The sequence below is a fragment of the Effusibacillus pohliae DSM 22757 genome, assembly GCF_000376225.1.
GTDB classification, from domain to species: domain Bacteria; phylum Bacillota; class Bacilli; order Tumebacillales; family Effusibacillaceae; genus Effusibacillus; species Effusibacillus pohliae.
In genome coordinates this window covers 84,500-106,648 of the sequence record NZ_AQXL01000131.1, presented here as the reverse complement: position 1 = coordinate 106,648, position 22,149 = coordinate 84,500, and the positions used below count along the sequence as shown (strand labels likewise).

Genomic DNA, 22,149 nt, shown 5'->3' with positions numbered 1-22,149 from the left:
CTTTGGAGAAAAAAGACTAGTTTGCCGAAAGAAACGACGTAGAAGCAGGGCTGTTCTCAAAACTCTATCGATTGAGAAACAGCCCTTCTTTTTTGCGAACAAACTCTCTTGAGATAGTCTGTGTTTTTAACAGGTTCATGTGCTGACAAATTTCAATTCGTCCGTCTCTTGATCGTAATCGACAATCAGGTTCCCGCCGTTCAGATACCAAACATCTTCCTCTTCCATAAAAAACGTGATGCCATCTTCCGTTGTGCTGATCCCGGCCGTTCGCGGCGACTCCTTTGCCATGCCCAGCGAAAACCCGCTCTGCACGGTGCTGCAGCCGCCAAGACGGGCGAAAAACCGGATCGCCTCCCCCGGTTTTGCGTCCATTTCCCGCTTGAACCAGTCGACGGCCGTTTTGGTTACGGTTATTTTCATCGTTGAGAAGCCTCCTCCAACAAGCTCGAAACCATTGTATAACGACCCGGCGGGACCGGTAAGCGGTTCGTGCAGATGCAAAATTGAGAAATTATAAGAAAACATGCGAAAAACTTGTCTGACGGCAGCGATTTGCAGTAAAATAAGAAGCACGGAAAGAAGGGGGTTCCATTGATTCGAAGCATGACCGGTTATGGTCGTGGAGAAGCTGTTCAGGAAGGCTATCGCGCTGTGGCCGAACTGAAAGCGGTCAACCACCGATACGCCGAAATTAACCTGCGCATGCCCCGCGATCTGCTCGCCCATGAAGATTCGATCAAACGGCTGATTCTGAAAAAAATCAGGCGTGGGCGGGTTGAGGTGTACATAACGTTTGAGCGGTTGTCCGGCGGCGAACCGGAGATCGAAATCAATCGGCCATTGGCCCGCGAGATCAAACGGGCCGGCGACCACCTGGCGGACGAACTGGGCGTGCGGTCCGACCTGTCGGTTGCGCAATTGCTTCAGTTCGAAGGTGTCATGCAGGTGAAAGAGGCGGAGGCCGATCCCGAACAGGTTGCACGGGTGCTGTCGCAGGCCGTGGCGGAAGCTGCCGAAAAGCTGTGGCAGATGCGGAGCCGTGAGGGGGAGCGGCTGGCGGCCGATTTTGTGGAACGGCTGGACCGCTTGGCCGAGCTGGTTGAGCGAATTGCGGAACGGAGTCCGCTGGTGGTGGAAGAGTACCGGGAACGGGTGCACAAGCGGGTGCAAGAATGGCTGGCCGGCATGGCGGAGCCGGACGAATCCCGGCTGCTGACAGAAATTGCGCTGTTTGCCGAACGGGCGAACATCGAGGAAGAACTGGTCCGGCTGCGCAGTCACATCCAGCAGTTTCGAAGCGCGTTGCGGCTGGCGGAGCCGCTTGGCAGAAAGCTTGATTTTTTGCTGCAGGAAATGAACCGGGAAGTCAATACGATCGGTTCGAAAGCGAACGATCTCGCCATCTCCCGGCATGTGGTGGAAGCGAAAAGCGTTTTGGAACAGATCCGGGAACAGGTGCAAAACGTGGAATAGAGATTCGAATGTAGGAGGAATCCTTGTGAGCATCAAACTGATCAACATCGGATTTGGCAATATCGTCTCGGCGAACCGGATCATCTCGATCGTTTCGCCGGAATCCGCCCCGATCAAGCGAATCATTCAGGAGGCGCGCGACAGGGGCATGCTGATCGACGCAACATACGGACGGCGCACGCGGGCGGTGATTATCACGGACAGCGATCACATTATTTTATCTGCCGTTCAACCGGAGACGGTCGCCCACCGTCTGGTGGCGAAAGACAATCCGCAAGACGACGAAGAATAGGGGTATTTGAATGGTAAAGAAAGGGCTGCTGGTCGTCTTGTCCGGTCCGTCCGGTGCCGGAAAAGGGACTGTCTGCAAGGCGATGTTGCCGACGATGCCGGACTTGGGGTACTCGATCTCCTGCACGACGCGCCAGCCGCGCGAGGGCGAGCAGGAAGGCGTCAACTATTTTTTCAAGACGCGGGAACAGTTCGAGGAGATGATTCGCAATGACGAACTGCTCGAGTGGGCGGAAGTGTACGGCAACTATTACGGCACGCCGCTCCGCTACGTGGAAGAGGAGTTGGCGGCCGGGCGGAACGTCCTGCTTGAGATCGACATCCAGGGTGCGCTGCAGGTGAAGCGAAAATATCCGAACGGCGTGTTTATTTTCCTGATTCCGCCGTCGCTTGCCGAATTGAAAAAGCGGATTCTCGGGCGCGGCACGGAGACGGAGGAATCGTTCAAGCTGCGGTTTGGCTCCGCCGCGGAAGAGATGAAGCATATCCATGAATATGATTATGTAGTGGTCAATGATGAGGTGGAAAAAGCGGTTGAACGGATCCGCTGCATCATCCACGCCGAATTGTGTTCGGTCAAACGCAATCGCGAGTATTATATGAGGTTGATCCAGGAGGGACAAAACGATGCTGTATCCTTCGATTGACAAGCTGATGGAGAAGGCGGACAGCAAATACCTGCTGGTTGTGGCGGCCGCCAAACGGGCCCGTCAGCTGCAGGAGGGCGCCGAGCGGCGGGTGAACGTCAATTCGAACAAACATGTGACAGTTGCGCTGAATGAGATCTATCAGGATAAAATCCGGTATACCCGCAGCAAGTAGGACCGAAACAACCTGCATAGGGTTGTTTCTTTGTTTGTTTCATAACCGACCGGTTCGGTTGCCGAGAGGAGTGGAAGCGTCGTGAAAGGCAAAGTGATCTTGCTGGGGGTGTCCGGGGGGATAGCCGCTTACAAGGCGGCTGGGCTCTGTTCCGCGCTGGTGAAAGAGGGAGCGGTCGTGCATGTGATCATGACCGAGTCGGCGACCCGCTTCATCGCACCGCTGACGTTTCAAAGCCTGGCCAAGACAGCGGTGATCACCGATATTTTTGCGGAGCCGGATCCGGGGGAAATCAGCCACATCGCGCTGGCGGACAAGGCGGATCTGGTGGTGGTGGCGCCGGCGACCGCCAATGTGATTGCGAAAGCGGCACACGGATTGGCTGACGATATGCTGACCACCACCCTGTTGGCGACGCGGGTGCCGGTCCTGTTTGCCCCGGCGATGAATGTCAACATGTATCACAACCCGGTCGTGCAGGACAATCTGGCACGGCTGCGGGCCCGCGGCTGGCTGGTTGCGGAGCCGGGGGAAGGGCCGCTTGCCTGCGGCTATACAGGCAGAGGGCGGCTGCCGGAACCGGAGGAGTTGGTCGACGTGATCCGGGCGATTTTTCGGCAAAAAAAGGACATGCAGGGGTTGCGGGTGCTGGTGACAGCCGGCGGAACGCGGGAGCGGATCGACCCGGTGCGCTACCTGACGAACGATTCGAGCGGAAAAATGGGCTTTGCCCTGGCGGAGGCGGCCGCCCGCCGCGGGGCCGACGTAACCCTTGTGACCGGAAACACGACGCTGCCCCCTCCTGCCAACGTGCGCGTGGTGCCGGTCGAATCGGCACTTGACATGCATCGGGTGGTGCTGGACTTGCTGCCGCAGCAGGATGTGGTGATCAAGGCGGCGGCGGTGGCCGATTACCGGCCAGCTTTGGCGGCCGAGCGGAAGATCAAGAAAACGGGAGACCGGCTGACGATCGAGTTGGTCCGCAACCCGGACATACTGGCTGACATCGGGACGCGCAAAACAGATCGCCAGGTGATCGTCGGGTTTGCCGCCGAAACGAACGATGTGGTGACCAACGCAGCCGCCAAGCTGCGCGCCAAAAACGCCGATTTGATCGTCGCCAACGATGTTTCGCAGGAAGGGGCCGGTTTTGGCTCAGATACGAACATTGTGTCGCTCGTTCGGCCGGATCGGCCGGTGCGGGAGTTGCCGCAGATGAGCAAGCGGGATGTGGCGGAAGCGATCCTCGATGAGATCCTGGCGATTCGGAAGGATCGGCTATGACTGCGAGTGCAGGGGTTCGGTTTGCGGAAGTGATCGTGGACGTCCATTCCCGCGATCTGGACCGGCCGTTTCATTACCGGATTCCAGACCGATTTTTGCCGAGCGTGCAGATTGGTGCCCGGGTGATTGTGCCGTTTGGGCCGCGCCAGGTTGAGGGGTATGTGATCGGATTTTCCGAACAGCCGGATGTGGAGCGTGTAAAGGAAATTTTGGACGTGTTGGATGAACAGCCGCCGCTGACGGAAGAACTGGTCAAGCTGGCAGACTGGATGTCCCATCGGTATCTGGCATCGAAAGCGGCTTCCGTGCAGGCGCTGCTGCCGCCGGGAATGCGGGCGAAAGCGGCCGTTCGGCTGATCCTGTCCGAGGGCGTTGCGGACCAACCGGCAAACGAAGGCGGTTCCGCCACCTTCACTCATCAGGAACGCGAGCTTCTGGCAAGGCTCCGGCAGGGGACTCCCGTGTATAAGGAAAAATTGCTGCAGCAGCATCCCGCCTGGAAAACGGCGCTACAGCGGCTGGTTCAGCGCGGAGTGATCGTTGAGAAGCACGAGGTTTCGCAAGCGGTCCGGACGGTCTATCTGAATGTGGCGAGCTGCCTTCTGCCAGATGCCGATTTTTATGCGGTGGTCGGGCAAATCCCGGAGCGCGCGTTCAAACAGAAGGAAGTCGCCCACTGGATCCGCCAACATGGCCCGGAGGTTCCCGTGCGGGATGTGATTCGAGCCACCGGAGCGTCTTATTCGACGATCAAGGCACTGGCGCAAAGAGGCATCGTCACTCTGTCGCAAATCGAAGAGCGTCGCAATCCTTATGCCAACCGGTTCGACGGTCCGCTGGAGCGGCCGTTGCAGCTGACCGATGCGCAGGCCCGGGCGCTGAACGCGATTGTCGGGGCCCTTGAGGCGGGGAGTCCGGAGCGGATTTTATTGCAAGGCGTCACCGGCAGCGGAAAAACGGAAATCTATCTGCAGGCGATCGCCGCAACGGTGGCGCAGGGCCGGCAGGCGATCGTGCTGGTGCCGGAGATTTCGCTGACGCCGCAGATGGTCGAGCGGTTCAAGCGGCGGTTCGGCGGTCAGGTGGCGGTGCTGCACAGCCGTTTGTCGCAGGGGGAGCGGTATGATGAATGGAAGCGCATCCGCCGCGGTCAAGTCTCGATCGTCGTGGGGGCCCGTTCGGCGATTTTCGCCCCGTTGGAAAAGATCGGCCTGATCGTGATCGATGAAGAGCACGAATTGTCTTACAAACAGGAAGAACAGCCGAAATATCACGCGCGCGAGGTGGCGTGGCAGCGGTCGCTGCATCATCGGGCGGTGTTGCTGCTCGGTTCGGCGACGCCATCGCTGGAAACCCGGCATATGATAGAACAGGGGAAAATCAGGCGGCTGCTGCTCCCCACCCGCTATAACCAGCGGCCGCTGCCCGCTGTCAAGCTGGTCGACATGCGGCAGGAACTGCAGGCGGGCAACCGGTCGATGTTTTCCCGCGAGCTGCACCGGCTGATTCTGGACCGGCTGGAAAAACGGGAACAGATCATCCTCTTTTTGAACCGGCGAGGCTATTCGACGTTCATTCTGTGCCGCAACTGCGGTTACGTGGCGCGTTGTCCCAACTGCGACATTTCGCTGACCTACCACCAGGCCAAAGGGTTCGAGATGCTGCGCTGCCATTATTGTGGTCATTCGGAACCGTCCGTGGCGAGATGTCCCGCCTGTACAAGCCCTTACATCCGCACATTTGGAGCGGGTACGCAGCGGGTGGAAGAGGAGTTGCACAAGGTGTTTCCGGCCGCCCGCGTGATTCGCATGGATGTTGACACAACCGGCACGAAAGGCAGTCATGAACGGCTCTTGCGGCAGTTTCGGGAGGGGCAGGCGGAAATTCTCCTGGGCACGCAGATGATCGCGAAAGGGCTCGACTTTCCGCGGGTGTCGCTGGTCGGTGTGATCACGGCTGATACGTCTTTGCATCTGCCTGATTTTCGGGCGGCCGAGCGGACGTTCCAACTGCTGACGCAGGTGGCGGGACGAGCCGGTCGGCATGAAACGGCAGGAAGCGTACTGATCCAGACGTATCATCCGGAACATTATGCGATACAATACGCGGTAACCCAGGACTATGAAGAATTTTACCGGCAGGAAGTGCAAATCCGCCGGACGCTCGCCAATCCCCCGTTCTGTGAGCTGACCGTGTTTACGATGCAGCACCAGGACCGGGAGAAAGCGGAGCGGTTGATCCGCAGGCTGGAAAAAAAACTGCGTGCCGCGCTTCAATCGGTGCCGAACGTGCAGGTGCTGACGGCCTGCCCGGCGCCGCTGTCAAAGCTGAACGGCAAATACCGCTACCACCTGTGCGTGAAATGTACCGATTTTGCAACTGTACGACCGGCCTTATTGGAAGGATATCTGGAATACAGCCGGCTCGCCCGGCAACAAGAGGGGACACTGACTGTCGACGTGAACGCCCAGATGATTCTGTAAAGCTGATCGTCACTTTCACGGGAATTTTAAGGGGGGTGTGATAGAAATGGCGATCCGTATGATACGGCTGGAAGGTGATCCGGTGCTGCGGCAGGTGGCGAAGCCGGTGCCGGAGATTACGAAGAATATTCTGAAACTGCTGGACGATATGGCGGAGACGATGTATGACGCGGAAGGCGTCGGGCTTGCGGCGCCGCAGGTCGGCGTGTCGAAACGGGTGATCGTGATGGACTGCGGCCAGGGTCTGATTGAGATGATCAATCCGGAAATCATAGACAAAGAAGGGGAACAGATCGGGCCGGAAGGCTGCCTGTCGATTCCCGGAGTGACGGCCGAGGTGCGCCGGGCCAACCGGGTGGTGGCGAAAGGGCTGAACCGGCACGGGCAGGAAATCACTGTCGAAGGGGAAGGCTTGCTGGCCCGCTGTATTCAACACGAAATCGACCATTTGAACGGCATTCTGTTTACCGATTATGTCAATCCGCTCGACTTGCTGAAAGTCAACAAATAGGTTGCGACAAGGGGGTGGGAGGATGCGGATACTCTTCATGGGAACTCCCGATTTTGCCGTTCCCAGCTTGCGTGCATTGCTCGCCGGCGGGTACGAGATCGCCTGTGTGGTAACGCAGCCCGATCGGCCGAAAGGCAGAGGCAGGCAGTTGGCACCGCCGCCGGTCAAAACGGCCGCGCTGGAACACGGGCTGCCGGTGTCCCAGCCGGAGAAAATTCGGTCGGAAGAAGCGCTCGCCTATCTGGAAAGCTTGCGGCCGGATCTACTGGTGACCGCCGCCTACGGCCAGCTTTTGCCCGCCCGTTTGCTGGACATGCCAAGGCTCGGCTGCATCAATGTGCACGCTTCGCTGCTGCCCCGCTACCGGGGAGGGGCCCCGATTCACCGCAGCATCCTCAACGGCGATCGGGAGACGGGGGTCACGATCATGCGCATGGTGCAGGCGCTGGATGCGGGGGACATGCTGGCGCAAGTCCGGGTTCCGATCGAGGAGACTGACACGGTCGGCACGCTGCACGACAAGCTGGCGGAAGTCGGCGCGAAACTGCTTTTGGAAACCATCCCGAAAATCGTCGACGGCACCATCACGGAAACCCCGCAGGACGAATCGCTTGTTACATACGCACCGAATTTGACGCGCGAAGACGAACGGATCGACTGGGCAAAAGACGCACGGGCCATCTACAACCAGGTGCGCGGCCTGAATCCGTGGCCGGTCGCGTTCACCACACTGGGCGATAAAATCTTCAAGATCTGGTGGGCGGAAATCGTCGATCCACATGCCGTGACCGGCCACCCGCCCGGCACGGTGCTGCGGACGACGAAAGACGCGATTGTAGTGCAAACGGGAAAAGGCATCTTGGCGATCAAGCAGTTGCAACCGGAAGGAAAACGCCGGATGAGTGCGGAGGAACTGCTGCGGGGACAAACTGTGGAAGCGGGGAATCGATTTGGCGATGCAAACCGGGAACCGTAAGCACCAACTGACCGCAAGGGAGATGGCCCTGCAGGTGCTGCTGGCTGTCGAACAGCAGGCCGCCTACAGCAATCTGGCGCTGCAGGCGGCGTTGGCGAGGCATCCGCTGCCTGCCAACGAAAAAGCGCTGGCCACCGAAATCGTATATGGAACCGTTCAACGGTTGAACACGATCGATTACCGGCTGCTGCCCTTTTTGAAACAACCGCTGACGAAGCTGGACGATTGGGTGCGCAATCTGTTGCGGCTGAGCGTCTACCAGCTCGACTATCTGGAGCGGGTGCCGCCGTTTGCGGTGATTCATGAAGCGGTTGAAATCGCCAAACGGAAAAATCCCCGCTTGTCCGGATTTGTCAACGCTGTGCTGCGCAACTTGTTGCGGGCGGGACAGCCAGATTTTCCTCCGTTTGAACAAGACCCGGTTCGCCATTTGTCGCTCGTGCACTCCCACCCGGAGTGGCTGGTGCGGGAGTGGATCGGGCAGTATGGTGCCGAGGAGACGGCTCGCATCTGCCAGGCGAACAATCAGCGCCCCGCCCTATCTCTGCGGGTAAACCGGTTGCGTGCGACGCGGGAAGAGGTGCTCGCGGCGCTGGCGAAAGAAGGGCTGGCAGCCCGGCTGTCGGCCGTTTCTCCGGACGGGATCGTACTGGCGACCGGAACGGACGTGACAAAATTGCCCCCTTTCCAGGAAGGGCTCTGTACGGTCCAGGATGAAAGTTCGATGCTGGTCGCACTGTGTGTCGATCCGCAGCCGGGTATGCGAATTCTCGATGCTTGCGCCGCTCCTGGCGGCAAAACGACCCATCTGGCGGAGCGGATGGAGGACCGCGGGGAGATCGTGGCGGCCGACATCCATGAACACAAAATCGGTCTGATCCGAAACGCGACCGCCCGACTCGGATTGCGATCGGTGCAGCCGATTGCCGGTGATGTGCGGGAATTGGCAGGATCGCTGGGGCAGTTTGATGCTGTCTTGTTGGACGCCCCCTGCTCCGGATTCGGCGTGATCCGCCGGAAACCGGACATCAAATGGCGGAAAACGCAGCAGGATGCAATCGCGATCCGGGGCGTGCAAACGGATTTGATCCGTAAGCTGGCCGACTCGGTGAAACCGGGTGGTATCCTGGTCTACTCGACTTGTACGATCGAGCGGCAGGAAAATCAGGAGATTATAAGGAATTTTTTAAGGGAACGAACCGATTTTCAAATCGCACCGCTGAGCCCCCTCCTGCCGGAGGATGTAGCGAAAACCGCCGTTTCGCCGGATGGGTGGGCCCAGGTGCTACCGCACCATTTTGGCACGGACGGATTTTTCATATGCCGAATGCGAAAACTGATGGACAACAGGGGGTGATCGAGATCGAGACACTGCTGCAGCTTACGAGACAAAAAACGGAATTGTACGGCCTGTTGCCGAACGAGATGGAACAATGGGTGAGCGAGCTGGGCCAGCTGAAATTCCGCGCCAGGCAGATCTACAACTGGCTGTACAAAAAAAGGGTGACCACGTTCGACGAGATGACCGATTTGCCTGCCGCGTTCCGCGAACAGTTGAAAGAAAAAGCGGTCATCGGGACGATGAAGGAAGTGACCCGTCAGACCTCGCGCGACGGAACGGTCAAATTGTTGCTTGAACTGCACGACGGCAGCACGGTGGAAACGGTTTTGATGCGCCACAATTACGGGAACTCGGTGTGTGTGTCGACGCAGGTCGGCTGCCGCATGGGCTGCACATTCTGCGCTTCGACGTTGGGCGGGCTGATTCGCAATCTGTCGGCCGGCGAAATCGTCGAGCAACTGATGTTTTTCCAACGGATGCTGGATGCGGAGGGCGAACGCGTTTCCTCGGTCGTGCTGATGGGGTCGGGAGAACCGCTTGAGAACTACGATGCGGCGATGAAGTTTGTCGATATCATCACCTCTCCCGAGTCGGTCCACATCGGGGCCCGTCACATTACCGTATCCACCAGCGGTCTGGTGCCGGCGATTCGCAGGCTGGCGGATGAACAGCGGCAAATCACGCTGGCGATCTCGCTGCATTCTCCGTTTGACGAACTGCGTTCCTCGATGATGCCGATCAACCGGGCGTGGAACATTGAAAAACTGATGGATGCCTGCCGCTATTACTGGAACAAGACGGGGCGCCGCTTGTCGTTCGAATACGCGTTGATCGGCGGGGTGAACGACGATCTGCGGCACGCGCGGGCGCTCGCCGATTTGTTGCGCGGCATGCCGTGCCACGTCAATCTGATTCCGGTCAACTATGTGCCGGAACGAAATTACCAACGTACGCCAAAAGAGCAGATTCGAGCATTTGTCAACGAACTGCAGCGACTGGGAGTGAACGCAACGATCCGCCGGGAAATGGGACACGACATCGCGGCCGCTTGCGGCCAGCTGCGGGCGGAACAGGGGAGAAGCTAGGGGGGGAGTGAGATGGAGTACGCCGCGAAAAGCCATATCGGGCTGGTTCGGCAAATCAATGAGGATGAGTTTGCCCTGCACATGGACCTTGATCCGTATCAGGTGGTACTCGTTGCAGACGGCATGGGAGGTCATCTGGCAGGCGAAATCGCTTCTTCGATCGCGGTTGAGGTGGCGGGACAGGAACTGCGCCAGAAGCTCAGCGGCAAAACGGAGGAAGAAGCGGAGCCGGAACTGAGCGATTACATTGTGGAATCGATCTTGCGGGCGAATGAAGAGATCTATCAGCGCGGACGCAGTTCCAGCGGCTATGCCGGGATGGGAACGACAATCGTCGCCAGCATTGTGAGTCCCCGTTCGATCACCCTGGGCTATATCGGAGACAGCCGGGGATATCTGGTGACGCCGAAGGGCATCACCCAATTGACGGATGATCATTCGCTGGTGAACGAATTATACAAAAACGGCCAGTTAACCGAGGAAGAAGTGAATGCTCATCCGCAGAAAAACATTTTGACCCGCGCTTTGGGGACCGATATGCAGGTGGAAGTGGATCTGATCCGGACCACCTGGCAGGAAGGGGACATCCTGCTACTGTGCACCGACGGATTGACTAACCTGGTAAGCAACGGCGAGATCGCCGAGGTAATGAGCCAACCGGGTAGCCTGGATGACAAGATCAACCGGCTGATTGACCGGGCGCTGGAGGAAGGCGGTAATGATAATATTACCGTTGTGGCACTGCAAAATACGGGCAAGCGGAAACGGGGTGAGACGCAGTGATCAGAAAAAAACTCGCCAATCGATACGAGATTCTCGAGCGGATCGGCGGCGGCGGCATGGCCATCGTCTACCGTGCGCTCGACACCGTTTTGAACCGCTATGTATCGGTCAAGGTCCTGCGTCCGGAGTTTGTGGCGGACGAAGATTTTGTCCGCCGGTTTCGGCGGGAAGCGCAATCGGCAGCCAGCCTGTCCCATCCGAACGTGGTCAACATTTACGATGTCGGGGTGGAAGGCGAGACGTATTTTATCGTGATGGAATACATCAATGGCAAGACGCTGAAAGAGATCATCCAGGAGCGAGCGCCGCTGCCCGTGGCGGAAGCGGTCGAGATCGCCAAACAGATCTGTTCGGCGCTGCAGCACGCCCATGAACGTCAGATCGTGCACCGCGACATCAAGCCGCACAACATCATGATCGGCAGGGACGGTCACGTGAAGGTGACCGATTTTGGCATCGCGCGGGCGGTCAGTTCCAGCACGATCACCCATAACGGGTCGGTGATCGGATCGGTGCATTATTTTTCACCGGAACAGGCGCGCGGTGCGATCACCGATGTGAAATCGGACATCTATTCGCTTGGTGTCGTCCTGTATGAGATGCTGACCGGGGAGCTGCCGTTTTCCGGCGAGAGTCCGATCTCGGTGGCCTTGAAACACTTGCAGGAACATTTTGTCGAACCCCGCCAGTTGAATCCGAAGATTCCGCAAAGCGTCGAGAACATTATTCTGAAAGCGCTGGCGAAAAATCCGGAAGTCCGCTACCAGTCGGCCAAGGAAATGTTCGTCGATCTCGACCAGGCGTTGCAAAACCCGAACGTAGCGAAATTTACCGTACCGGATCCAACCGCTTTTACGCAGCCGACGATTCAGATCCCGGCCGCCGTTTTACGGGAACATTCACCCGCCAAAGCGGACGCAGGGCAGGAGAACACGGAACAGCCGAAGCGGAAAAGGAGCCTCTGGAAAACGGTCGCTTTCGTTCTGATGTGGCTGCTGATCGGGGCGCTGGGTGTGTCGGCCGGGTTTCTGATCGTCAACAAGCTGCTGAACGTTCCCGAGGTGACGATGCCGAATGTCGAGGGAAAGAGATACGAAGAAGCGGTCGACCTGTTGAAAAAATTCGGCTTCAAGGAAGAGAATATCAAGCGGGTGGACACCAAAGATCCGGGTGACACCAATCGGCCGCCGATGCAAGCCGGCTTTGTTTTCGAGCAAGACCCCAAATCAAACGTGCGGGTCAAGACCAGCCGGGTCGTGACGCTCAAAGTCAGTCAGGGGCCGGAAGCGGTGATCATGCCGAATTTGGTGGGAATGGACGAGCAAAGGGCGCGGGATGAACTGGCCAGGCTGCACCTCGATCTGAACTCTGTAAAATTTATCACAAAACCGAACGATGCAGAAAAAGGAACCGTCTTCCAGCAAGTTCCTCCCCAGCAGGTGCAAGTGCTCCCCGGACAAACGCAGATCGAAGTGTACATATCGTCTGGACCGGAATTGGCAACGGTTCCTGACGTGCGCACTTTGTCCGTTGCGGACGCATCTGCGAAAATTCGGGCTGCAGGATTCCAGGTCGGCGACATCGCGTCCGATTACAGCTATACGGTCGACAGCGGCTATGTGACGAAACAAGACCCGCTCGGCGGAGAAAAGCCGAAAGGATCGAAGGTCAATCTGTGGGTGTCAAAAGGCATGCCGCCCGACGCGAAACGGCTGTCGTATAAAGTCAAGGCGGAACCGGATCCTGGGGCTATCGTAACGATCACGATCAGGCGGAAAGATGCGCGAGGAGCGCAAACGGTGGTCGATAACGAGAAAATCTCGCAGCCGAAAGAATACCCGGTGGAACTGATTCTTGCCCCCAATACCACGGGCGAAATTGAAGTGTACGAAAACGGACAGTTGAAAGATAAGAAAACGGTACCTTATCCGCAGTAAGGGAGGAAGCGATGCCGGAAGGAATGATTGTCAAGGCGCTGGCCGGTTTTTACTATGTGCTGGTGGGCGATCGGCTCTACCAGTGCCGGGCCCGGGGCATTTTCAAGAAGCGGGGTGTGTCGCCGCTGGTTGGCGATCGCGTGCTGTTCACCCCGGTCGGCGGGCAGGAAGGAGTGGTCGAGGAGATCCTGCCCCGCTCCGTCGAATTGGTGCGCCCGCCGATTGCCAACGTTGATCGGGCGGTGTTGGTGTTTTCCGTGAAAGAGCCCGATTTAAACCGGCGGCTGTTGGATCGGATGCTGGTTTTGATTGAAAAAGCGGGCATCGAACCGGTCTTGGTACTGACTAAGATCGACCTGTTGGAACAACCGGACCTGCTCGATGCCGAGATCGCTCCGTATAGTGCGATCGGTTACCCGGTGTATCGGGTGTCGGCGAAGCAAGGCGTCGGGCTGGAGGAAGTCCGTTCGTTGTTCGTTGGCAAAATTTCCGTCCTGGCCGGACAATCGGGAGTCGGCAAATCGTCGCTGCTCAATGCGCTGTATCCTTCCCTCAACCTGAAAATGGGCGAAGTTTCGCACAAGCTGGGGCGCGGCCGGCATACGACACGGCATGTGGAACTGATCCCAGTCGATTCCAGTTCGTTTATCGCCGACACGCCGGGCTTTAGCCAACTCGATTTCGGCGAGTTGGAACCGGCCGAGCTGGATCAGTATTTCCGCGAGATTGCCTGCTTGAGCCAGGATTGCTATTACCGGGAATGCGAACATGAATCGGAACACGATTGCGCCGTACGCAAGGCGCTTGCGGAAGGCAAACTGGACGAAATTCGCTACCGGCACTATTTGGAGTTCCTGTGGGAAGTGCGGAAAACGAAAGAAGGAAGGTATTCGTAGATGATCAAAATAGCCCCATCCATTTTATCGGCCGATTTTGCCAAGTTGGGGGACGAAATCCGGGTGATTGAACAAGGCGGGGCCGATTATGTGCACGTCGATGTGATGGACGGCCACTTTGTCCCCAATCTAACGATCGGTCCGTTGATTGTGCAGGCGATCCGGCCGCATACCCGGTTGCCGCTGGATGTGCATTTGATGATCGAACAACCGGATCGCTACATTCCCGATTTTGCCAGAGCGGGGGCGGACATCATCTCGGTGCATGCGGAAGCGTGCCCCCATCTGCACCGTACGATCCAATTGATTAAATCGGTCGGCGCCAGAGCGTCCGTCGCGCTGAATCCGCATACCCCCTTGGCGATGATCGAGCACGTGCTCGACGATCTGGACATGGTCCTGCTGATGACCGTCAATCCAGGGTTTGGCGGGCAAAAATTCATCGGCTCCGTCGTGCCGAAAATCCGCTCGTTGCGCCAATCGCTCGATGCCCGCGATCTGCGGCACATTGACATTGAAGTGGACGGAGGAATCAATCCGGAAACTTCGGCGATCGTGCGGGAGGCGGGCGCCAACGTGCTTGTGGCCGGCTCCGCCGTCTACGGAGCACCCGACCCGGTGGAAGCGATTCGACTCATACGCGGGTAAAACTCTCACGACAGTGACGTGAAGCTTCCAAGCGAATCCCCATTTTTTCAAAAAGGATATGGGGCGACTGGGAATTCATTAATAGATCTCCACTTATTTCCTTTTGAATCGATCAGCATAATTCGTACACTTGGGTCATATCCCTGAACAAGAGGGATTGGCCCTTTGTGTTTGGTTTGGCACATTTTGAGGGAACGGGAATATATATAGTACCGACGGTAACCGCCCAAGGGCGGATGCTCCTTCAACCCGTCTCAGGCGGTTTGTGCGAGTGGGGTGCGGACTGATCAAACTGGAGGAGGGGTCACATTGCGGTTTTATACCATCAAGTTACCTAAGTTTCTCGGCGGTATCGTAAAAGCAATGTTGAATGTGTTGAAGAAAGACTGAGCCTGCGAAAGGAAAAACGCGCGACACTCAGATCGCGCGTTTCACTTTGCCCGCTTTCAGACAGCGGGTGCAAACATGAATCCGTTTTACCGAACCGTTCACAAGCGCACGAACGCGTTGAAGATTGGGTAACCAACGACGTTTGGTCACAATATGGGAATGGGAGATCTGATTCCCCGTTTTCGGATCCTTTCCACAAACCGCGCAACGTTTTGCCATGCTGGGCACCTCCTTGCATAAGACTGACTTGCTTATCTTACCATAGAAAACAGAACCCTTGCAAGATGGCTTTTCCTTTGTCGGAAATTGTAGTAGAATGATGCTTACTACGCCCATCATTCCCAGAATTTTTGGTGGGCTTGAGCGATTGACAGGCCAGCGGGCGGTTTGCCGATACCAGGCCCGTCATGGCGTTTTGGAGGTGCTGGACATGCCGAAAGTATTGCACAACGAATTGGGGAAAGTTGCAATTGAGGAGAGTGTGATCGCAACGATCGCCGGTTTTGCGGCACTCGACTGTTACGGCTTGGTAGGGATGGCCTCTCAAAAGAAAGTGAAAGACAGCATCAGCGAATTGCTGGGGCGCGACAATCCCGGTCGGGGAGTGGAAGTTCACGTGCAGGACGACCGGGTGATCGTTGATCTGCACATTATTGTCAGCTATGGCACGAAAATTTCGGTAGTGGCCCATAATGTCATGGAAAAGGTGAAGTATACTCTGGAAAATACCCTGGGCGTGGAGGTTGACCAGATCAACGTGATCGTTCAGGGCGTCCGGGTGAGCGGCGAGAAGTAAGGGGGATATTATGAACCACAAGCGTTTGGACGGCGGGCTGTTCGTACAAATGGTGCTAGCCGGACAGCAAAGTCTTGAGAGCAACAAACAAGCGGTCAACGCATTGAACGTATTTCCGGTTCCGGACGGCGACACCGGCACCAACATGAGCCTGTCGCTAGCTTCCGGGGTGGCCGAGATGCGGCGGGTAGCCAATCGACCGCTGGGCGAAGTGGCGGAGGCGTTGGCCACCGGTTTATTAATGGGCGCGCGGGGCAACTCGGGCGTGATTTTGTCTCAATTGTTCCGCGGATTCGCGAAAGCGGTGTCAAACCGGGATTCGATCGATGTGCGAACGTTTGCCGAATGTTTGCAAACAGGTGTGACGACCGCCTATAACGCGGTGGCCAAACCGGTCGAAGGGACGATCCTGACGGTTGCCAAAGATGCGGCAAAAGCGGCGGCGCAAGCAGCCCGACCGGCAAACGCGACACTGTATTCGGTGATGGAAGCGGCACTGAAAGAAGCGGAACGTTCCTTGCGGCGGACCCCCGATTTGCTGCCTGTGCTGAAGCAGGCGAACGTGGTCGATTCCGGCGGCCAAGGTCTCGTCTTTATTTATCGCGGATTCCTTACCGCCTTAAGCGGCGAGCGTCTGGAGCAAACGCCATTGGCGGACGAGCCCGTGATCGGTCCGATTCCGCACGGGATGCCCGCACCTGCAGGAGCTTTTGTCGAACATGCGGAGGAATATGGGTACTGTACGGAATTTATCATTCGGTTGGACCGTGCCCCCGATTCCGAACAGGAAATCGAACAGCGGGTGCGCAACGCTTTGCAGGAATATGGCGATTCCATGCTTGTCGTGGCGGCCAACAATCTGGTAAAGGTACATATCCACGCTCTCCGTCCTGGACAAGTCCTTGAGGAAGCGATTCAGTTCGGGCCGCTGACCCGGATTAAAATCGACAACATGACGGAGCAGCACCACAACCTGAAAAATGAGTACGGGAACGAAAATCCGGCACCGGCAGCCGTCCGGCCTTACGGATTGGTCGCTGTCGCGGCGGGCGACGGTCTGCGCGACATCTTCAAAAGCATCGGAGTCGAAGTGGTGGAAGGCGGTCAAACGATGAATCCGAGTACGGAGGATATCGTCAAGGCGGTTGAACGGCTGAACGCGGAGCAAGTGTTTGTGCTGCCGAACAACTCAAACATCATCATGGCGGCGGAACAGGCAAAATTGGTGTTGGGCGACAAAATCCGCGTCATCCCGACGAAAACGGTTCCGCAAGGCATCGCCGCCGCACTGGCGTTTGATCCGGAAGAACTCCCAGACGTTAACGAAAATCGCATGCAGGCGGCGGCCGGGCGGATCAAAACCGGCCAGGTCACCCGCGCTGTGCGCGATTCGCAGTTCCAGGATTTTGACATTAAACAGGGTGATTGCATGGGACTGGCCGAAGGCAAGGTGGTGGCGGTCGGCCCCGAGCCGGATCAGACGGCCCAATCACTGCTTGAAAAAATGGTGGACAAGGACTCCGAGATCATCACTGTCTTTTACGGACAAGCGGTGACCAGCGAGCGGGCGGAACAGTTGGTGGACCGGCTGGCGGAGAAGTTCCGGCACTGCGAATTCGAACTGCATTACGGCGGGCAGCCGTTGTACGATTATATACTCTCTGTCGAATAGGGGGTGGGAACGATGCTTTCGTTGCAATCCCCTGTCAACCATCTTGCCGGGGTGGGTCCTTCCCGTGAGCGGGATCTGGCCCGCCTTGGCATTTATACGGTGGGAGATCTGATCACCTATTACCCGTTCCGCTACGACGACCGGACCGTACAGGCCGGACAGTCGCTGCAGCATGACTCCCGCGTGACGGTGCAGGCGGTAATTCAGACGCCGCCGGCGGTCCGACAGAAAGGGCGCAGGTCGGTGATGACCGTGCAGGTGAGAACGACCGACGGGATGCCGCTGGCGGCCGTCTGGTTTAACCAGCTGTTCCTGCGCGACCGGCTGCGGCCCGGGGTTGCCGTTTCGTTAACCGGCAAGTATGACGCCAGAAGGCGCAGCCTCACGGTGTCCCACTATGATTTTGAACCGGACACCCAATCGATCCACAGCAACCGGCTGGTGCCGATCTACGAAGTGCGCGGCGACCTGACCCCGAAAGTGTTGCGTTCCCTCCTCCTGAAAGCGTTGAAACAGCTTGAGTTGCAAATTCCCGAAATTCTCCCGCACCGCCTGCTGGCCAAATACAAACTGCTGTCGAAACGGGATGCGCTGTGGCAAATCCATCTGCCGCAGGATCGGGAAAGTTTGCGGCAGGCGAAGCGGCGGTTGGTATTTGAGGAATTTTTTTTGTTTCAACTGAAGCTGCAGGCGTTCCGCCACTTGCATAAAACGGACCAACCGGGGATCGCCCACAGCTTTACGAAGGAGCAGTGGGGCGAATTTTTGCGGGCACTGCCGTTTGAGCTGACGGATGGGCAAAAGCGAGCGGTACGCCAGATCCTGCTGGACATGCGGGCGCCGCACCCAATGAACCGCCTGCTGCAGGGAGACGTTGGCTCCGGCAAGACGATCATCGCGTTTTGCGCGATGTACGCCGCCTATTTGTCAGGATACCAATCGGCGATGATGGTACCGACCGAGATTTTGGCGGAACAGCATTACGAATCCGCAAGCAGGCTGTTGGGAGAGTTGGGAGTGCGCATCGGGCTGTTGACCGGCAGCATCCGCGAGACGGAGCGCAAAGAGTTGCTGGATAAGCTCGCCAATGGGGAACTCGATGCGGTGATCGGCACGCATGCGCTGCTGGAAGAAGGCGTCGAGTTTGCGAACCTCAGCCTGGTGGTAACGGATGAACAGCACCGGTTTGGCGTTGAGCAGAGGGCGATTTTTCGGCAAAAAGGGCATCATCCCGACGTGCTGTTCATGTCGGCCACCCCGATCCCCCGGACGCTGGCGATGTCGCTGTTCGGTGATCTGGATGTGTCGGTGCTGGATCAGATGCCGGCCGGCAGAAAGCCGATCCAAACGTATTGGGTGACGCCCGACAAGGAACAGCGGGTGATTCGCTTCCTGCGCAAAGAATTGGCGAAAGGGCGGCAGGCATACATCGTCGCTCCGCTGATCGAGGAATCGGAAAAAATGGAAGGCGTGGAAAACGCGATCGATCTCTACAGCCGGTTGTGCGAACCGCTAGCCGGTTTTCAGGTGGGGCTTATGCACGGCAAATTGCCGGCCCGGGAAAAAGAAGCGGTCATGCGGCGGTTTAAAGCGAATGAGATTCAGGTGTTGGTGTCCACTACGGTGATCGAGGTTGGGGTCAACGTGCCGAACGCGACGGTGATGGTGATCTACAACGCGGACCGGTTCGGGCTCGCCCAACTGCATCAGCTGCGGGGACGGGTCGGCCGCGGCGAACATGCTTCGACCTGCATTTTGATCGCCGAACCCCTGACCGAGACGGGCATCGAGCGAATGCAGGCGATGATCTCGACGCAAAACGGGTTTGAGTTGGCGGAGAAAGATTTGGAGTTGCGGGGACCGGGGGAATTTTTCGGGATCCGGCAGAGCGGGATGCCGGAGTTCCGGTTGGGGGATCTGGTGGCGGATGCGAATGTGATGCAGGCTGCACGGGAAGAGGCGCAGCAGTTGATCGATTCGCCAGACTTCTGGATTTTGCCGGAATATCAGGAACTGTTGGCCTACCTGAAAAATGAGAACGTGCTGAAAGCCCCCATCCAGGATTGAGTCCGGATGGAGAATGATGCCGCGGTTCATTCGTTTGCCGGTTCACTTGCGGCCCTGTTTTCGCTTCTCCTTGTTGTTCGGCATGGCCAGCACGATAAAGAAGTTGAACAGCACCACCACGATAAAGATCAGAGACGCGACGATCGACATATTGACGGCGTTCCATTCCACAGCGCATCACCTCATTCGTAGAATGGCAATTGGCCTGCAATGTTATGCAGGCCTGGGCATGCCGCTGACGGATAGGAATGGATGCGGGCATATTCTGAATAGGCATCATTCTCCCCTGGGTTGCATAGGCTTGTACAGATACGGGGGGAGAAAGCGATGAAACGCCGTTCTGCGTATATGCTGATTCTTTTGCTTGGATTGGCCGTTCTCTTGTTCACAACCGGATCGCCCTTGCTGCAAGCAAATTTCGTGGCGCCGCAAACGCCTGTCACCGCCCGACACGAGGCCTATCAGTTAAACGACAGGGAAAAACAGGTGATGCGGCAGGTGGGGCAAGTTCCCTATATCACCGATGTATTGTTTGACGAGACGAAAGACGGCAAGTTGATCGTCGCCGCCACGGCTGAAATCGGCTCCGGCAATGAACCGGACAAACACCAGTTGGCGAGAGAAATCGCCCTCAAGTATACGGCCGCAGTCTACCGCTCTGGCGTACCTGTGGCGCAGGCGACGATTCACATCACCGCCGACAACCATCTGCTGCTGGGTACGTCCCTTGGCAGCGAGCATCAGAAAAAATTGTCACAAAGCGTGATGGCGGGCACCGGATCGGTGACGGGCGAATTTTTTCAATTCCTGAAACAGAATGAAACGGATAGCAGTGAACCGGAAAAAAACACGTGGATGTACGAAATTCGCTGAGCGGGAAGCCACTTCACAAGCGGAAAATTTGTGGTAACATAAGAGAAGATCGGGAAATGCCGGTTTCCCGATCGGTCAAAAAGTCTCTATCGTGCCGCACGGTGGGGACTTTTTTGTTTCTTTTTGCGTTTTCGTCTGCATAGTTGAATCACCTGTTGCCTGAATGCGAGGATGGCGCTGCAACTGGAGACAATCGCTCCGACCAGCTTGACGACGCACAACCACCGGTCCAGGCTGAACATCTTTGCACCCCCTTTCGTTCCATTCGGAGGGACACGGCTCCTACCCCAAGTATAGCAGAGGATCGGTGTTTTTCAAATATAAAAAATATATAGTGAAGTTATATTAATTAACATATAAAAATATGCATGACGGAACAAAACAAAAACCCGCGTCCGGGTATACGCGGGTTTTTGTCTCTGTTTCCAGAGACTGGGAGAGGAGAAACCGGAGGAAGAGCTTATGGGGAAACCTAAGTCTTCTCCGCGGTTGCCTGCAACAGCTCTTCGCCGTTGCTGATACTATCTTGCGCCGGCCGCAGGCAAAATATACATCGCGGAGGAAAAAATTTTCGAACCCCAACAAAGTGAAGCAAAGCTAACACAGCATATTTCGAGTACTTTGTAGGGGACCCAATTCATGCTCATTCCGATCGCTTGGTTGGGGATCCAAAATGCCAGCGCGGGGTGTGAAGGAATTCTGATATTCTTTGGCGGGGTTACCCATTTTGTGGTACAGTAAACACGAGGAGTTGAAGTCGCCGATGCGGGTCATCGCAGGAGAACTGAAAGGCAAACGGCTGGCTGCGGTGCCGGGCCAGACGACGCGGCCGACAACCGATAAGGTGAAGGAGTCGATGTTCAACATTATCGGTCCGTATTTTGCAGGAGGGGCCGTGTTGGATTTGTTCGCCGGCACGGGAGCGCTTGGCATCGAGGCGCTGTCGCGGGGGATGGACCGGGCCGTGTTTGTCGATCATGATGCGAAAGCGATTCAGGTGGTCAGGAAAAATGTGGAGCTTTGCGGAGTGACTGACCGCGCCCAGATTTACCGGAACGACGCACGAAGGGCGATCGCCGCGTTGGCGAAACGAGGCCAGCGGTTCGATCTCGTGTTCATGGACCCGCCGTACCAGATGGACGTGATTCCGCAACTGGCCAGATCGCTCCTGGAACAGCATCTGCTGCAGGACTCCGCCGTGATCGTCGCCGAGCACGGCAAGGATCGCCAGCTTCCCGACCGGATCGAATCGCTTGGTCGCTGGAAATTTGTTACATACGGTGACATAGCAGTCAGTTTTTACAAGAAAGGAACGTTTTCCGCATGAAAATCGCAGTCTATCCAGGCAGTTTCGATCCCGTCACGCTCGGTCACCTGGACATTGCCGAGCGGGCGGCCAAAATTTTTGACAAATTAATCATTGCCGTGATGGTCAACCCGCACAAAAACCCGTTGTTTACTGTCGAGGAACGGACGGAGCTGATCCGCGAAGCGGTCCGCCATATTCCGAACATCGAAGTGGACAGTTTTCCTGGCCTGCTGGTTCACTATTTGCAGGCGAAGGGAGCGCAAGTGATTGTCAAAGGGTTGCGGGCGGTGTCCGATTTTGAGTCGGAATTGGCGATGGCCTCCATCAACTGGAAGATGTATCCGGCTGCCGAGACGTTTTTTATGCCGACCAATTTCAAGTATTCATACATCAGTTCCAGCCTGGTCAAGGAAATCGCACGGCACGGCGGGCCGATCGAAGAATTTGTCCCGTTGCATGTCGAAAAAGCGGTGCGAGCCGCCTATGAATCATTGCGGAACAAGTAACG

24 protein-coding genes are annotated in these 22,149 nt (G+C 57.0%); 21 read left to right on the top strand and 3 right to left on the bottom strand.

The window, feature by feature from the left end; genetic code table 11:
• Positions 1 to 135: 135 nt before the first annotated feature.
• Positions 136 to 423 carry a HesB/YadR/YfhF family protein gene (locus tag C230_RS0115275; protein WP_018132924.1) on the bottom strand — a complete coding sequence of 96 codons (288 nt, stop codon included), beginning with the start codon at positions 421 to 423 and terminating at the stop codon, positions 136 to 138.
• 171 nt (positions 424 to 594) lie between these two features.
• Between C230_RS0115275 and C230_RS0115270 the strand changes: the two genes are divergently transcribed.
• From C230_RS0115270 to spoVM, 15 genes are all read left to right on the top strand, one after another.
• The gene (locus C230_RS0115270) at positions 595 to 1,476 is read left to right on the top strand and encodes a YicC/YloC family endoribonuclease (protein ID WP_026174349.1); all 882 of its coding nucleotides are present in this window, start codon (positions 595 to 597) and stop codon (positions 1,474 to 1,476) included.
• A gap of 25 nt (positions 1,477 to 1,501) precedes the next feature.
• Positions 1,502 to 1,768: an extracellular matrix/biofilm regulator RemA gene (gene remA / locus C230_RS0115265; protein ID WP_018132922.1), complete on the top strand. Its 267-nt coding sequence runs from the start codon at positions 1,502 to 1,504 to the stop codon at positions 1,766 to 1,768.
• Between the two features lie 10 nt (positions 1,769 to 1,778).
• Complete coding sequence (gene gmk, locus C230_RS0115260; RefSeq protein ID WP_018132921.1) at positions 1,779 to 2,414, top strand: guanylate kinase; 636 nt, start codon at positions 1,779 to 1,781, stop codon at positions 2,412 to 2,414.
• Positions 2,395 to 2,589, top strand: coding sequence for a DNA-directed RNA polymerase subunit omega (gene rpoZ / locus C230_RS0115255; RefSeq protein ID WP_018132920.1), 195 nt, complete (start codon positions 2,395 to 2,397; stop codon positions 2,587 to 2,589). The genes gmk and rpoZ overlap by 20 nt, the downstream gene beginning before the upstream one ends.
• An 81-nt stretch (positions 2,590 to 2,670) precedes the next feature.
• Positions 2,671 to 3,873: a bifunctional phosphopantothenoylcysteine decarboxylase/phosphopantothenate--cysteine ligase CoaBC gene (gene coaBC / locus C230_RS0115250; protein ID WP_018132919.1), complete on the top strand. Its 1,203-nt coding sequence runs from the start codon at positions 2,671 to 2,673 to the stop codon at positions 3,871 to 3,873.
• Positions 3,870 to 6,356, top strand: coding sequence for a primosomal protein N' (gene priA, locus C230_RS0115245; protein ID WP_018132918.1), 2,487 nt, complete (start codon positions 3,870 to 3,872; stop codon positions 6,354 to 6,356). The genes coaBC and priA overlap by 4 nt, the downstream gene beginning before the upstream one ends.
• A gap of 46 nt (positions 6,357 to 6,402) precedes the next feature.
• Complete coding sequence (def, locus tag C230_RS0115240) at positions 6,403 to 6,867, top strand: peptide deformylase (protein ID WP_018132917.1); 465 nt, start codon at positions 6,403 to 6,405, stop codon at positions 6,865 to 6,867.
• Positions 6,868 to 6,889: 22 nt separating this feature from the next.
• The gene (fmt, locus tag C230_RS0115235) at positions 6,890 to 7,843 is read left to right on the top strand and encodes a methionyl-tRNA formyltransferase (protein WP_018132916.1); all 954 of its coding nucleotides are present in this window, start codon (positions 6,890 to 6,892) and stop codon (positions 7,841 to 7,843) included.
• Positions 7,824 to 9,200, top strand: coding sequence for a 16S rRNA (cytosine(967)-C(5))-methyltransferase RsmB (gene rsmB, locus C230_RS0115230; protein WP_026174348.1), 1,377 nt, complete (start codon positions 7,824 to 7,826; stop codon positions 9,198 to 9,200). The genes fmt and rsmB overlap by 20 nt, the downstream gene beginning before the upstream one ends.
• Complete coding sequence (rlmN, locus tag C230_RS0115225) at positions 9,164 to 10,270, top strand: 23S rRNA (adenine(2503)-C(2))-methyltransferase RlmN (RefSeq protein WP_018132914.1); 1,107 nt, start codon at positions 9,164 to 9,166, stop codon at positions 10,268 to 10,270. The genes rsmB and rlmN overlap by 37 nt, the downstream gene beginning before the upstream one ends.
• 12 nt (positions 10,271 to 10,282) lie before the next feature.
• Complete coding sequence (locus C230_RS0115220; RefSeq protein ID WP_018132913.1) at positions 10,283 to 11,053, top strand: Stp1/IreP family PP2C-type Ser/Thr phosphatase; 771 nt, start codon at positions 10,283 to 10,285, stop codon at positions 11,051 to 11,053.
• A gap of 56 nt (positions 11,054 to 11,109) precedes the next feature.
• Positions 11,110 to 12,990: a Stk1 family PASTA domain-containing Ser/Thr kinase gene (pknB, locus tag C230_RS20685; RefSeq protein WP_083910616.1), complete on the top strand. Its 1,881-nt coding sequence runs from the start codon at positions 11,110 to 11,112 to the stop codon at positions 12,988 to 12,990.
• An 11-nt stretch (positions 12,991 to 13,001) separates the two neighbouring features.
• On the top strand, positions 13,002 to 13,886 hold the full coding sequence (gene rsgA / locus C230_RS0115210) for a ribosome small subunit-dependent GTPase A (RefSeq protein ID WP_018132911.1): 885 nt from the start codon (positions 13,002 to 13,004) through the stop codon (positions 13,884 to 13,886).
• A complete protein-coding gene (gene rpe, locus C230_RS0115205; protein WP_018132910.1) occupies positions 13,887 to 14,534 on the top strand; it encodes a ribulose-phosphate 3-epimerase in 648 nt (215 codons plus the stop codon). It begins immediately after the preceding gene.
• Between the two features lie 309 nt (positions 14,535 to 14,843).
• Positions 14,844 to 14,924 (top strand): stage V sporulation protein SpoVM, encoded by an 81-nt coding sequence (spoVM, locus tag C230_RS20680; RefSeq protein WP_018132909.1) that lies wholly within the window; start codon positions 14,844 to 14,846, stop codon positions 14,922 to 14,924.
• 27 nt (positions 14,925 to 14,951) lie between these two features.
• Here spoVM and rpmB read toward each other — a convergent pair whose 3' ends face one another.
• Positions 14,952 to 15,143: a 50S ribosomal protein L28 gene (gene rpmB / locus C230_RS0115195; RefSeq protein ID WP_018132908.1), complete on the bottom strand. Its 192-nt coding sequence runs from the start codon at positions 15,141 to 15,143 to the stop codon at positions 14,952 to 14,954.
• Positions 15,144 to 15,354: 211 nt separating this feature from the next.
• Between rpmB and C230_RS0115190 the strand changes: the two genes are divergently transcribed.
• Genes C230_RS0115190 through recG form a run of 3 tightly spaced genes read left to right on the top strand, consistent with a single transcriptional unit; the run spans position 15,355 to position 19,459 of the window.
• Entirely contained in the window at positions 15,355 to 15,720 is a 366-nt protein-coding gene (locus tag C230_RS0115190) for an Asp23/Gls24 family envelope stress response protein (protein ID WP_018132907.1), read from the top strand.
• Positions 15,721 to 15,730: 10 nt separating this feature from the next.
• Positions 15,731 to 17,392, top strand: a complete 1,662-nt coding sequence (locus C230_RS0115185; RefSeq protein WP_018132906.1) for a DAK2 domain-containing protein — start codon at positions 15,731 to 15,733, stop codon at positions 17,390 to 17,392.
• A gap of 12 nt (positions 17,393 to 17,404) precedes the next feature.
• Complete coding sequence (recG, locus tag C230_RS0115180; protein WP_018132905.1) at positions 17,405 to 19,459, top strand: ATP-dependent DNA helicase RecG; 2,055 nt, start codon at positions 17,405 to 17,407, stop codon at positions 19,457 to 19,459.
• 42 nt (positions 19,460 to 19,501) lie between these two features.
• On the opposite strand, the gene C230_RS23655 is transcribed toward recG, so the two are convergent.
• Positions 19,502 to 19,630: a hypothetical protein gene (locus tag C230_RS23655; protein WP_018132904.1), complete on the bottom strand. Its 129-nt coding sequence runs from the start codon at positions 19,628 to 19,630 to the stop codon at positions 19,502 to 19,504.
• 156 nt (positions 19,631 to 19,786) lie between these two features.
• Here C230_RS23655 and C230_RS0115170 point away from each other — a divergent pair, with 156 nt between their 5' ends.
• The 3 genes from C230_RS0115170 to coaD all read left to right on the top strand — a co-directional run bounded on the left by C230_RS0115170 (position 19,787) and on the right by coaD (position 22,147).
• On the top strand, positions 19,787 to 20,332 hold the full coding sequence (locus tag C230_RS0115170; protein WP_018132903.1) for a hypothetical protein: 546 nt from the start codon (positions 19,787 to 19,789) through the stop codon (positions 20,330 to 20,332).
• Positions 20,333 to 21,095: 763 nt separating this feature from the next.
• A complete protein-coding gene (gene rsmD, locus C230_RS0115155; RefSeq protein ID WP_018132900.1) occupies positions 21,096 to 21,659 on the top strand; it encodes a 16S rRNA (guanine(966)-N(2))-methyltransferase RsmD in 564 nt (187 codons plus the stop codon).
• Positions 21,656 to 22,147 (top strand): pantetheine-phosphate adenylyltransferase, encoded by a 492-nt coding sequence (coaD, locus tag C230_RS0115150; protein WP_018132899.1) that lies wholly within the window; start codon positions 21,656 to 21,658, stop codon positions 22,145 to 22,147. Before rsmD ends, coaD begins: the two co-directional genes overlap by 4 nt.
• Positions 22,148 to 22,149: the final 2 nt, after the last annotated feature.